The organism is Vibrio sp. Vb0304 (assembly GCF_033338995.1).
GTDB classification, from domain to species: domain Bacteria; phylum Pseudomonadota; class Gammaproteobacteria; order Enterobacterales; family Vibrionaceae; genus Vibrio; species Vibrio alginolyticus.
On sequence record NZ_JAWOTT010000001.1, the window covers coordinates 716,369 to 728,626 of the forward strand.

10 protein-coding genes are annotated in these 12,258 nt (G+C 42.4%); 4 read left to right on the forward strand and 6 right to left on the reverse strand.

The annotated features are described in order from the left end of the window. Positions 1–146: 146 nt before the first annotated feature. A complete protein-coding gene (locus R7P35_RS03160; protein ID WP_042521046.1) occupies positions 147–1,346 on the reverse strand; it encodes a DUF5666 domain-containing protein in 1,200 nt (399 codons plus the stop codon). Positions 1,347–1,435: 89 nt separating this feature from the next. Here R7P35_RS03160 and R7P35_RS03165 point away from each other — a divergent pair, with 89 nt between their 5' ends. The 3 genes from R7P35_RS03165 (at position 1,436) to R7P35_RS03175 (ending at position 4,384) form a co-directional block, all read left to right on the forward strand. Further along, positions 1,436–2,104, forward strand: coding sequence for a response regulator transcription factor (locus R7P35_RS03165; RefSeq protein WP_025767686.1), 669 nt, complete (start codon positions 1,436–1,438; stop codon positions 2,102–2,104). After that, positions 2,076–3,317, forward strand: coding sequence for a sensor histidine kinase (locus R7P35_RS03170; RefSeq protein ID WP_158155235.1), 1,242 nt, complete (start codon positions 2,076–2,078; stop codon positions 3,315–3,317). Before R7P35_RS03165 ends, R7P35_RS03170 begins: the two co-directional genes overlap by 29 nt. A 137-nt stretch (positions 3,318–3,454) precedes the next feature. After that, on the forward strand, positions 3,455–4,384 hold the full coding sequence (locus R7P35_RS03175; protein ID WP_005375849.1) for an SRPBCC family protein: 930 nt from the start codon (positions 3,455–3,457) through the stop codon (positions 4,382–4,384). 146 nt (positions 4,385–4,530) lie between these two features. Here R7P35_RS03175 and R7P35_RS03180 read toward each other — a convergent pair whose 3' ends face one another. From R7P35_RS03180 to R7P35_RS03200, 5 genes are all read right to left on the reverse strand, one after another. After that, positions 4,531–4,986, reverse strand: a complete 456-nt coding sequence (locus tag R7P35_RS03180) for a hypothetical protein (protein ID WP_005375850.1) — start codon at positions 4,984–4,986, stop codon at positions 4,531–4,533. A gap of 12 nt (positions 4,987–4,998) precedes the next feature. Next, a complete protein-coding gene (locus R7P35_RS03185) occupies positions 4,999–6,777 on the reverse strand; it encodes a S8 family peptidase (RefSeq protein ID WP_017820240.1) in 1,779 nt (592 codons plus the stop codon). 248 nt (positions 6,778–7,025) lie between these two features. Continuing rightward, positions 7,026–7,367 carry a hypothetical protein gene (locus tag R7P35_RS03190; RefSeq protein ID WP_005375861.1) on the reverse strand — a complete coding sequence of 114 codons (342 nt, stop codon included), beginning with the start codon at positions 7,365–7,367 and terminating at the stop codon, positions 7,026–7,028. A 10-nt stretch (positions 7,368–7,377) separates the two neighbouring features. Next, positions 7,378–9,291, reverse strand: coding sequence for a tetratricopeptide repeat-containing diguanylate cyclase (locus R7P35_RS03195; RefSeq protein ID WP_005375864.1), 1,914 nt, complete (start codon positions 9,289–9,291; stop codon positions 7,378–7,380). 611 nt (positions 9,292–9,902) lie between these two features. Further along, positions 9,903–11,159 (reverse strand): aromatic amino acid transport family protein, encoded by a 1,257-nt coding sequence (locus tag R7P35_RS03200; protein ID WP_005375868.1) that lies wholly within the window; start codon positions 11,157–11,159, stop codon positions 9,903–9,905. Positions 11,160–11,538: 379 nt separating this feature from the next. On the opposite strand from R7P35_RS03200, the gene R7P35_RS03205 reads away from it, so the two are divergent. Further along, complete coding sequence (locus R7P35_RS03205) at positions 11,539–11,973, forward strand: GNAT family N-acetyltransferase (RefSeq protein ID WP_005375870.1); 435 nt, start codon at positions 11,539–11,541, stop codon at positions 11,971–11,973. Positions 11,974–12,258 lie beyond the last annotated feature (285 nt).

The following is a 12,258-nucleotide window of genomic DNA, read 5'->3' on the forward strand; positions in this document are numbered from 1 at the left end:
CGTCACCAATGTTGTGAAACATAGGTAAAGTGTAACGGAGAGAAAAGGCTTTGACTGAGAATTTGTTGGTTTGAGCTTGGGAAGCAAAGTAAGGTGAAAAGAAAAAGTGCCACCGAAGTGACACTTTTTCTTAAGCGTAGAAGGGATTAGTTGTCGTAAACGTCTAACTCCACTTCACGGGCAATATTTTGGTCGTTAATGATCACACCTTCGACTTCGACACGAGCACCATTTAGGTTAAGTTCTTCAATGCCTTGGAAGCGTGTTTGCGCATCAATCACAACGGTGGTATTACTTAGTACTTGATCAGCATCATTCTCACAATGCTCGATTTTAAATGCTCTTGAATCAGCATCGTAGTTTGATACATAGCCTTCACATTCAAACTCTTTACCTCGCCATTGGTTGTCATTGTCAAACTCCGACCGCTCAAATTCGATGACGGTAGCGGTGCGTTTGCCATTTTTCATCACAGAGGTCACTTCTACTTCTTGACCTTGTTCTAGATTAGCTTTGCTACCATCCTCAAAGCGTGTTGCGTTATCAATGAAGAAGGCTCCTCGGTAGTTTAGAGAGAACTCACTATAATCCTTGGCAACCCAAGTCACGATACCTTCCACATCGCTGTCATTTTTTAGATCGTCGTAGTCTTCAACTTCTACCTCATGTGCCATGAAGATACCGTTTTGCATTTCACCTTCGGCTTCAATCCATTGACCAATGCTAAGCTGGTTAACGTTGTTATATGCCACCGTTACTTTTCCACGTAACTTAAATGTTCCAGCATTTTCATCGATACTGGTAATACGGCCTTCCAGTTCGTAGTCGTTATCAAGTACTGGGTAATCGTTATCTACGTCGAGTTCGACCACAGACAACACTCGATAACCCGCATCAGCAGTTGGCAATGATGACACCATCACCCAGTCGTTGACTTCTATATCATCACTTAAATCGTCAAACTGCAGCTCTATGCCGTTTACCGTGAATGCTTTCTTCACATGATCAATCGCTGTGACACGTCCTGTAATGGTTGGTTCAAGTGTGACTCGGACGCCATTGTCCGAAGCTTGCCGAATATCTGACCCCACGCGAACCACCATTTTGGGTTTTACATCGGCCAATTGCACTTGTGTGTCGTCATAAACCACCTCAGACACACGATACGTATGTCCATTGACGGTTAACGTGCTTTCTTCAGCGTTGACCGCTTCAACAGAGCCCATCGCTACACTTGGTTTCACTGTTGGTTGAGTTGGTGTGCTATCGCTATTGCTGCCACCACCTGAACCACCACAACCAGACAATGCCAAACCTACTACAGAAATAAGAGCGAGTTTTTTCATTGTATTAACCTCAATTTACGAGCGAGTTTAGGAAATTGCCTGTATCTTATTGGGCATATCGTGAAGAGATCGTGAAGAAATGTGATTTTATGAAAATTTTAATTGTAGATGACAACCATAACGTCTCGGAGACGATTGCAGACTATCTTGAGCTCGAAGGCATGATTATCGATTGTGCGTTTCATGGAGAGGCTGCGATTAAGTTAATCGAGGAAAATCATTACGATGTAATTATCATGGATATCATGATGCCGAAGCTCGATGGCATCAGTACGGTACAGAAGCTTCGACAAGATAAGTTATGTGGAACGCCAATTCTCTTCCTAACGGCAAAAGATACGCTAGATGACAAAATCGCGGCTTTTAAAGCGGGGGGAGATGACTATTTAATGAAGCCATTTGCGATGGAAGAGCTCAGTTTGCGTGTTCATGCTTTGGCTAATCGTGGTCCAAGACAAGATATCGGAACGCTCAAATTTGCAGATATTTGTTTAGATGCGCGTACAGGAAAAGTAACGAGAAAAGACAAAGAAATTAAGCTGAGTCGAATTCAAACTAAAATTTTAAAATTGCTCCTCCAACGTGCTCCAGCAGCGGTCTCGCGCACAGAAGTGATCGATAGTGTGTGGGGAGACGAACCACCGGGAAGTGATGCACTTCGTAGCCATATTTATGGTTTAAGAACCGCACTAGACAAAGGTTTTGAAGAATCACGATTAGAGACTATTCATGGACAAGGTTACCGACTTAAAGCATAACGAATATCCAAGCATTTATCGCAAGATCCGTTGGGGTTTTGGGGTCATGACGTTTGTGATGTTTACTCTTTTTTGGTCGCTGATTTATGTGGCAGAAAACAAACTGGAAGTGCTGAGTTTACATCACTGGCTCGATACTGAAGCTGCGCTTTATAGTGAGAATTTCGAGAAACAGGGCTGGGATGCGCCATTGCCAAACGTATTGGAGTTCAACTCATATTGGAGTGAAGCTCCGACACCGGATTGGTTGCTCTCTTTTACTTCACCTGGTTTTTACGAATACCTGCTTGGTGAAGAAGATAAACACTTTGTTGTATTGAACCATCCCTCAGGGAAGGGGCTTATGTACATTGTATTTCAAGATGACTCAGATGATTACTTGGACGAATACGAAAGCTCGCTGCATCAGTTTACGCTGCTGCTCGGTGGTTTGTTTTCATTTGTCATGGTTGGGTATGGCATTTACATGGTGCGAATATTGTCTCGGCCATTAGCGCAAATTGAAGACAAAATTAGCCAAATGTCACCGGATCAACCCGCTTTCCAAGTTGAAACTAAGTTCAGCGAAACACGCCAGATAGAGCAGACTTTGCTGGATAATAAGAACGATATCGCGGGCTACTTCAAACGAGAACAAGAATTTAGCCGTTTTGCATCGCATGAGTTGAGAACGCCAATCATGGTGATTAAAGGCTCAACAGACATTCTGACGCGTCTTCCTGATCAACCTCGAGTTGCGCAAAAAGCCATCACGAGGATGCAGTCAGCTTGTGACGAGATGCGTGTACTGACAGAAGCGTTTCTCTTACTTGGTAAAGAGAAAATAGAGCCTCAACATTACGGAGAGCATCAGCTTCTTACTTGTTTACAAAAACAAATGGAAGAGCTGGCTCCTTTATTTGCCAAGCAAGATTCGAACTACGCTTTGCACGAACAACATAGTGGTGTCGTGAATGCACCGGAGAGTTTTGTGACCATTGTAATCAACAATCTGATTAAAAACGCCTTTAGCTATAGTGTGGGAGATATTGAAATTGAGTTGAAAGGTCATGCGCTTAAGATCCTAAACCGTCACGATGGCAACGAGACGTACAACGCTGGTTATGGTTGTGGGCTTGTTATCGTACAACGAATATGTGAACGGATGGGGTGGGCGTTAGTACTGGACGATGATGGTGTTCGATTTAGTGCAAAAGTGGAGTTCTGCTCTTAGCTTTGTGCGTATTGATTCAAGTGAGACTTAACGCTCTGGCTTTTTCTTGTCGTACGCATCTAACCCGCAGTCAAACAAGAAAAAACTGGAATTTGAATTAGACTGAAGTTAGTGAAGCGGAAACTCGAGGAACCGTTATGCTCTCTTATCAGGTCAGCCGAAGTATTGAAATTAATAAGAATCAAAGTGAAATTATTGGCTATCTCAAGAACTTCAAACACTGGCCCAGCTGGTCACCATGGATCATTCTTGAACCAAGCTGCGAGCTGACATTCAGTGATAATCAGGGCCACGTTGGAGCTGGTTATCAATGGAATGGTCAGCGTATTGGGACTGGCGCGATTGTACTGGAAAGTACTCAAGAGCATCGATTAGATATGGAGCTACATTTCTTTCGCCCAATCAAGAGCCATGGAAAGGTGACTCTAATCGTGACGCCGTCACAAAATGGCTGTTTAGTCGAATGGCAAATGCAATCTCGCGTCCCTTGGTATCTGTTCTTTCTGAAAAGTATGTTTAAGTCGATGATAGAGATGGATTATCAACGTGGGTTACGCATGCTCAAAAGTAAGCTTGAAACCGGAAGAGTGCATTCAGACTTAGTCGAAATAGGTAACCGAACGTTGCCTCAAATTCATTACATTGGGATCAAGGGTGTGGCTAGCTTGCAGGAATTAGGTTCGGTAATTGAGAAGCATGTTCAGCAACTAGAACAGTTAATTAGTGACGAAACCCTATCCGTGAATGGTGAATTGTTTTGTTATTACCAGTCGATGGATATGCAGAAAGGTACATTCGAGTTTATCACTTGCTTTCCTCTTCATAACTCAGTACCAGCGCCTCAAGGGGCGGTTACCGGTACCATTCCTGAGAGTGAAACATTTGTCGTTGAACACCGAGGTGAATATCAGTTTTTGGGAAATGCATGGGCTTTAGCGATGAACTTGGTTCGTCAGAGTGGTATGAAAGTCAAAACCAGTCCTTTAGGAATCGAACGCTATCTGAATAGCCCGAAGGAAACCACGGAAGAAGAGCTAAGAACGGAAATTATTTTGTTTAAGAAATGACAGGCGCAGGCGAGTAGGGTGTTTAGGTATCATACTGGTTATGCGAAATGTTATTAAAGAATAATAGCCTATCTGTTCCTACCCATAAAAATGCCTCAGCAATCGCTGAGGCATGGTTTTACAGGCCAACTTCTCTTGTTAGAGAATTATTGTGCACGGTATTTACCGCTGTTTAGTTCAATTTTAGACGCTTTTACCCGGCTGTCTGCGTTTAGGTAGTCGCTAATACTTAGCAGATCTTGATCTTGAGATGCTTTTAACACCGCTGATTCCCCCTCTGCGAAGATAACTTCTAATTTTAACTCTTTGGCGACTGCTTTCGCTTCGTTAGGATTGTTTACGGTGATATAAACCAGTCCAGTGGCTTTGGATACGTTACTAAACGCATTCTTAAACACCTCATCACCCGCTTGAAGTTTTACGTCTTCAGATAGGGTTCTAATAGTGCCAGTTTGCACTTTTCGATAATCTTGGCCATTAATCTCAACCGCTTCTGATGGCACAAACAGTTCTGGTGCAGGCTGTTGAGAGAGCTGTTGCTCAGCGTATACACTCGACGTCATGATAACGAGAGCCAGCATAGAAAATGATTTGTATTTCATGTTATTGACTCCTTAGTGTCCAAATATGCGCATCGACCAGTTCTTAATAACACCGGGCTGAGCGTTGTTTGCCATCGGAACGTCATAGATGGTGGAAGAGTTGAAATATGCAATGTAAGAATAGACTTCATCGCCGTTCGTATCTATTGCTCGCAACGTCCATTCGCCTTTTGCATCTTCGCCATAAAATTGGTTAGACAACATTAATTGATCTTTGTAGCCAGTAATCGATGAATCAAGAGATTGACCAACAAGACCATTGCGCGGTGTTTGCAAAACGGAACGAGTCCCTGATGGCGAAATGAGCTCGATAGCTAAGTCGGGCAGACGAGCGTGGTCCAGTGTCAATGTCACTTGAACGGATTCTACTGTCAGCTCATCGGCAATGGCGATACTTGAAGAACCACCAACTAGACTTGCATCGGGTACACTTACTTCTGTAGCGTTATTAACCCATGGCGTAATGACTTGAGTTGGCAAAACACGATTCGTCATGCGAGCACGTTGCATCGCTTCATCTAAATCTACAGCGCCGAAGCCATAAAAAGTATGGAAATCTACGCCTGCTGCGTTTTTTTGCCAAGGGGCAATTGCCTCGTAGCTAACCTGTTCACCTTTATGGTTAGTAAATTCAAGCTGTACGCCTGGATGCGCTTTATCCGTTACTTTTGCTGTCTCCGCTAGTAAAGCACGTACATCACGAGCAGAAAGTGCGTGGTTGGTTGACATGATTGCCGCGATGGCACCCGATGTGTTCGGCGCAGCCGATGAGGTTCCGTTCATCGTACTGGTATAGTTACAGTTCGGATCGAGCTCCGTTCCGCCGTGTAACCCATTAATGCCAAGGCCATCACTGGTATTTTGCCCTTCTTCACAACCCATTAAATCAGTGGTGACCATAGCAGGGAAATCTTGCCCATATTCACCTGCTGGTGCTGCAACCCACACGTTCGAACCCACCGATGAGTAACTCGCTCGCGTACCATCCGCTCGTAGTGCACTAGTGACTAAATTGAAGTAATTGGCGTTATCATAAGACTGAGCAGAGTTGTGCATCGGTAAGCCTTGATTGTCTCCACCAGCAAAGAAGTTACTTGGCAATACGAAGAATCGCCCTGCATTGAAATAACGGTAACCATTACCTGCTGACTTTACAAATACAGCACCTCGACCCCAGGCGTTACTCTCGCTGACGTTTTTCATCACGTCCATTTCAAGTTTTAGTTGAGGGTCGCTTTCATCAAAAGTAATCGGGTTTATAGGGCTGAAACCGTAACTTTGGTTAAATACGCGAACATCACGTGTTGCTGGGTCCATGCCATGGGAGATTAACCAGCCTTCTAATGTCTGGTTGGCTAACCAGTTAAAACCGATGAGGGAAGAGAGAGAAGCGACACCGCGTCCGCCTTCACCGTTGTTGCCGACGGCGCTAATCAAACCGGCTACAGCAGTGCCATGACCATTAGTATCAACCGGATAACTTGGTGGGAATGAAGAGTCTTCGACGAAGTTTCTGCTACCTGTAACTATATTACCTGCAAGGTCGGGGTGATCGATCTGCACTCCAGAATCAATAACGGCAACTTTCACACCAACACCTGCAATCCCCATTGCCTGAGTGAGCTTAGTGTTTAAGTCGTTCCCAGCAACAGCAGGATTAGCCGCAAACGCAGTTTGCCCCGTGTTGTCTAAGTGCCATTGTTCAGAATAGAGTGGATCAAACGCCGAGACGGCAGGTGCAATGCCTACTGCCAACATAGCAGCAAATAGGCGATTAATGCGTATTTCCATTTTTGACCTCATGTCTTTGTTTGGAATTTTTTAGTTCCTGTTTCATATTCCGCTAACAGGAACAAACAAAGCTAACGACAAAGAATAAGGACGAAAACCATTTACAACTTGTTTACATTAAAAGTTCGATGGACAACATAAGTCTTTGTTAATTTGCTGAAACTATGAGGTTTTTATATGTCGTATCGAACATGCATGAAAAGTGAAAAGCAGAAAATACGAGTGTACCGTCTGCTTCAAGAGAGGAGTTATTTAGTTGAAGCGGGTTGAATAGTTGCCATTGGTTTTTTAGGTTCGGCTTTTTCCTTAGGCAGCACGTTATCAATCCATTTTTTAATGTACAACTTATCGAATTCTTTATCACACCACTTTTTGTTTAATCCACGTCGATTGAACTCAGCACCAATCGCCACTTTGGTTTGGTTAGTTGCACGGTTGTAGTAGAGAGTTTCACATAGTTGAGTGTTACTCATTTGCTGGGCATATACGTTGACACTGCTGCTGCGCATTCCCAGTTGAGATGCTTGCTGATTACTGCACGCCATAAGAAATAGAGGCGCAAAAGTAATAATGATTAGATTTTTTTCCATGTGTGCTTTTTTATGATGTAGGGTGAATGATGAACTGGTTTCTGCCAGCTTGCTTCGCATCATACAAAGCTTGGTCTGCCAAGAAAAACCACTGATCCCATTCTTGTTTAATTGTTTGTGCCGACAGTTTGTCCACTGCTCCAAGGGAAATTGTCGCGCTTAATGGTTTAGAGTCAACCACCAATGGTGTGTTTTCAACAGTATATCTCAATCGCTCCAAAAACTTAGCGCAATCTTCAACTCGCTGTACTTCGAATAATAGGACAAACTCTTCTCCACCCCAACGAATGAGTAGGTCACCAGAGCGGGTGGATTCATTAAATAGCGTGGCAATATGAGTCAGCATTTTATCGCCAATATCGTGTCCATATTGATCATTAAAGGTTTTAAAATGATCGACATCTAAAACGGCTAAGGCAAATGTTCTATCTGGGCTTCTACGAGCCATTTTGTCCAACCAAATGTGAAGATAGCGACGGTTATGCAGTTGAGTTAATGGATCGGTAGTATTTTCTTGAGTGAGTGCTTTATTAATACGTCTAACGCGCAGTACGTAACGAAAACCAACGACTCCAATTGCCGCAATAGCGATAAAGTAGAACATTTCTCGATAGCGCTGTGAACGCAGTTCAGAGGCTTGTAGCGCATTTTTTGTTTCTAGCAATTTGAGTTCTTTCTGGGCTAACTTAGCTTCGAGGTCAAACTTAATGTTAATCATCTCTTCACCATGAATATGATGAGAAAACTCAGCCTCTAGCTCTCTTAATTGGGTTAAATAATGAAAAGCAGCTTCATAGTCATTAAGAATTTGATGAGCGTTTACCAGTACCGAAAGCATATCAATACGCTGACGCAGCTCTAATTCACTGGTTGATTTGGTTTGTTCTAGAACGTTAAGCGCTGTTGTAATAGCTTTATCGTATTGTTTGTTTGCGAGGTAAGCCTCTGCAAATGCCTCGTAACAAGACGTTTTTAGCATTTCTAGATTTTTTGGAATGGGCAGGTCTACGCAACGTTGTGCGACCATTAATGCATCATCAATTTTTCCTACCGAGCTCAACATTTGTGAAAAGCTGGATAAAGAGTGGTGCTTGACTGTGTCCGACCCCGTTTGCATTGAAAGTCGAATGGCTTCATTGAAATAATATTCCGCTTTTTTGTTATCTCCGAGGCTCGAGTGAACGATGCTAAGGTTTGCGTAGATAACCCCCATAAAAAAGCTATTATCGTATTGATATTCGCTCTCTAGGTAAGTGTCGAGAGCTTGCGTTAGGTAACTGTTGGCCCGAGCCCAATCTGATGCGTCGATGTAGACCGTCCCAATGTTGTTCAGTGTCATCGCGACTTGTATTTCAAACACTGTTTTTTCTAATAACTCATAGGCATTGCGATAATATTTTAGGCCACTGCGTAGTTGATTTCGAGATACTTCTAGATTGCCTAACCAGCGGTAAGCACGGCCTTCTAATGCTAGATAACCAAGATCACGGGCTGTAGAAACAACGTCATGGAGTAACAATTCTGCGTTCCAGTTATCGTCTTGCTCAATCATTGTTACAGCCTTATTGAGCTGTGCTTCAGCGACGACCCATTCCAAATGGTGCTTTTTACCGAATTCGATTAAATCGGGCATATCTTTCGGTAATGGAACGCCTTCGTAACGCTTAAGGTACTTTCGTGCAAAGTAATACAGAGCAAGAGACTCCGCTGATGCATTCTGTGGCGCATTTAACTCATCTTTTTGAATTGATCGCGGCTTACCCATCGAGCGAAAGTAGAGTTTTAACATGGGCTTGCTTTCTGCTGAAATGTGTTCTTCCAGATAAGCTTGCTTTTCGGTACTCGCCAGTACGTTAGTCGGATGCAAGAAAAGTCCAAGTGCAGTACAAAGTGCGCAAGCCAGGGTTTTAATTGAGAAGTGCATGAGCGTATTAATAAAATCTGATCTCTTAACCGAATACCAGTTAAGTCTACCATTTCTTGTTGGTTAAGTGCGGATGGATTCTCAATGGCAAAGTGTTTTGGGAGTGAGAGACGAGAAGGATCTCTATAATATTATGATTTATAAAAACAAAATCTATTGAAAACTTATGTAATGATTGGAAGATGGCATAGGTAGGGTAACGATGGAAGGTAAGTGAGCATATTCGGTGGACTCAATCTAATGATTTAAGCCGCGGATTCATCGCTCAAAATCAGGGCGAAGTGTAAAAAATTACGTTTCTGTCATAAATATTTAATGTTTGTATGGGTTGTTAAAAAACTGGATATTAGACATAGTGTTATTAAGCCAATAAAAAATGGCTTTTATAATAAATAGGAGATTAACTATGCATAATGAAATGATTCAACCTTCGCACTTCGGCATTATCGGCCGTACCTGCATCGCTTCAGTACTTATGATTGCGGGTGTTTTCGCTCTTATTTAAGAGTCAAGGGTAACGATGATTACCTTTTAAAGAGTAAGAAAATTCAGGGAATCACCTTAACCTTGTGTAAGGTATTCCCCTGAAAATCCAAGCTAGTCTTTAGTTATTAGCTGAAGAAGCTAAAAATTAATGCACTTACCGCCACAATGCCTGCTGCTAGAACAAAGTAAGTAGAGACATTTCCTCGATATTGTTTCATCGCCTCGATTTTATACACCGCTAACATTGGCATAATAAATAAGATCATTGCAATAACAGGCCCTGACAATGCTTCCATCATACCAAGAATACTTGGGTTCATGATCGCCGCCGCCCAGATTGAGAAGAACAGTGCTGCCACGCTGATACGATCAACACGCTTCTCAGATAGGTTAAAATGCTTGGTAATTAAACCATTTAAGCTTTCACGCGCACCTAAAAAATGCCCAAGGAAAGATGAAGTGATAGCAACAAACGCTACTAAAGGACCAAGTGTTGCAATAAATGGATTATCGGTTGCGTTCGCTAGGTAAGACAATACGGATACGTTTTGTTCTTTTGCTTGAGCCAATTGTTCAGGTGACAGTGTTAGCACACAGGAAAATACAAAAATAAGAACAAAGGCAATCAGCATGATGCTAGTGCGGCGAAGAATAACTTCGGATTTGGCATCTGCCTGCTTACCGTAATGGCGACGTTGTACATTTGCAAAGCTTGAAATTGCAGCTGCGTGACTAAACGAGAAAATCACCACAGGAACTGCTAACCACATAGTGCTAGCAAAAGCTGATGCTTCTGGCACATCCATGACAGGCATGGTCCAGTTCGGTATTAAGTAAAATGATAGAAAGGCAAGAATGGCAACAAGTGGGAACACCATAATGGCAAAGGCCCGTAGCATTACTTTTTCACCCGCCATCATAATAGCAATTAGTGCAAACACTAGTACGCCAGAAAGCAAAGGTCTAGGTAAAGAAGCCATATCAGCCTGATTTACCATGAAGCTATCTACTGTGTTTGTTATTCCAACACCATATATCAACAGGATCGGGAAGATCGAAAGAAAATACAGTAGTGAAATAGAACGGCCTGCTTTTGCGCCGAAGTGCTCTTCCACTACATCAGTGAAGTCTGCGTTTTTGATCTTAGAAGATAGTACAAAACGAGCTAAGCCACGGTGCGCAAGATAGGTCATTGGAAAAGCAAGTACTGCCATCGCGACTAAAGGCCAAAAACCACCAATCCCAAGGTTAATTGGCAGAAACAGGATGCCTGCGCCAACGGCTGTTCCAAATAGGCTAAGAACCCAATGTGTATCATGTTTTGACCAAGCTGTGGTTGTGTTTATTTCACTAGGATTTAAGGCATTTCGAGATTCTTTCACTTTAAAACTCGCTTTTATAAAAATAATAATGCTGAAAATGGTAAAGGTTTTAGTGTTTATTATCACACGCTAAGCTTGGTGAATAATGCTGTGAATTTGGGGTGGTTGTAAATTATCCAACTATGAATTTTTCAATAAACCAGAATAAAGTTCTTAAATTTAATTTGTTTAATGGTTGTATGTGTTGAAATTTTCATCTTGTGTGGTTTTTGATTTTGTGGTTAAAACTTAATCACGGATGTATGTTCTAAGTGAGTTAGGCCTAATTTTCAGGAAGAATATTACATTTCTTAAGCACTTAATTGAGATGTTTGTGTCCCGTCATTTAGATGAGATTTAGGTATACTGCTGCCATTCATGTTAAAGAAGGAGTCATTGAATGGACATCTTGTCTGCGCAAAAAGAGGACTTATTTGCCATATATAAGCTCGAAAATACTTTATTTGGAGAACACGCCTATCCTCAATTTTTCTTTCGGCAAGCTTTTGATTGTTGGGGAGAGAGCTTACTGGTAGCAAAAGAGGGAGAGCAGGTCGCAGGGTATATATTGCTAACGACTAGCACAAATGCACATCAATATTGGATCATGTCATTGGCCGTCGATATTCAACATAGAGGTAAAGGTATTGCGCGTTCCCTCCTTGAAAACGTTATTGCGCCGTTGACGTTAGGCTCAAGCGTGAAATTGACTGTCGATCCTAAGAACCAACCTGCATTGTCTTTATACCTCTCCCTTGGCTTTAAAACGTTAGAAGAAGAAGCGCATTATTTTGGTGACGAAGAATCCAGGTTAGTCATGGAATTAGTAAAGTAATACTGCACGATAATGATCGAAATTTGCACACAATCAGTGCGTAGCATTATGTTGCTATAATTGGTTTTAATGTAACCCGTTGTATAGTAAAGGTTTTTAATATTGGCACCTCACTTGCTTTACATAAACGTTCATCGATAACTCGATGCGCCGCTCTTAATAGCAGGCGAGAGCGGTATAGGGTATTACTTTTTGAAAATGTACTAACAGCGTTAAAGGCATTGCTGCCTCTCTCGATTCGGGAGAGGCTTTTTTTTGCTAGTAAGTTGGGCTGAATCGCACTGG

Excerpts from the sequence above, each read along its gene's own strand:
- R7P35_RS03160 (WP_042521046.1), bottom strand. The coding sequence starts at position 1,346 with ATGAAAAAACTCGCTCTTATTTCTGTAGTAGGTTTGGCATTGTCTGGT.
- R7P35_RS03165 (WP_025767686.1), top strand. The coding sequence starts at position 1,436 with ATGAAAATTTTAATTGTAGATGACAACCATAACGTCTCGGAGACGATT.
- R7P35_RS03170 (WP_158155235.1), top strand. The coding sequence starts at position 2,076 with ATGGACAAGGTTACCGACTTAAAGCATAACGAATATCCAAGCATTTAT.
- R7P35_RS03175 (WP_005375849.1), top strand. The coding sequence starts at position 3,455 with ATGCTCTCTTATCAGGTCAGCCGAAGTATTGAAATTAATAAGAATCAA.
- R7P35_RS03180 (WP_005375850.1), bottom strand. The coding sequence starts at position 4,986 with ATGAAATACAAATCATTTTCTATGCTGGCTCTCGTTATCATGACGTCG.
- R7P35_RS03185 (WP_017820240.1), bottom strand. The coding sequence starts at position 6,777 with ATGGAAATACGCATTAATCGCCTATTTGCTGCTATGTTGGCAGTAGGC.
- R7P35_RS03190 (WP_005375861.1), bottom strand. The coding sequence starts at position 7,367 with ATGGAAAAAAATCTAATCATTATTACTTTTGCGCCTCTATTTCTTATG.
- R7P35_RS03195 (WP_005375864.1), bottom strand. The coding sequence starts at position 9,291 with ATGCACTTCTCAATTAAAACCCTGGCTTGCGCACTTTGTACTGCACTT.
- R7P35_RS03205 (WP_005375870.1), top strand. The coding sequence starts at position 11,539 with ATGGACATCTTGTCTGCGCAAAAAGAGGACTTATTTGCCATATATAAG.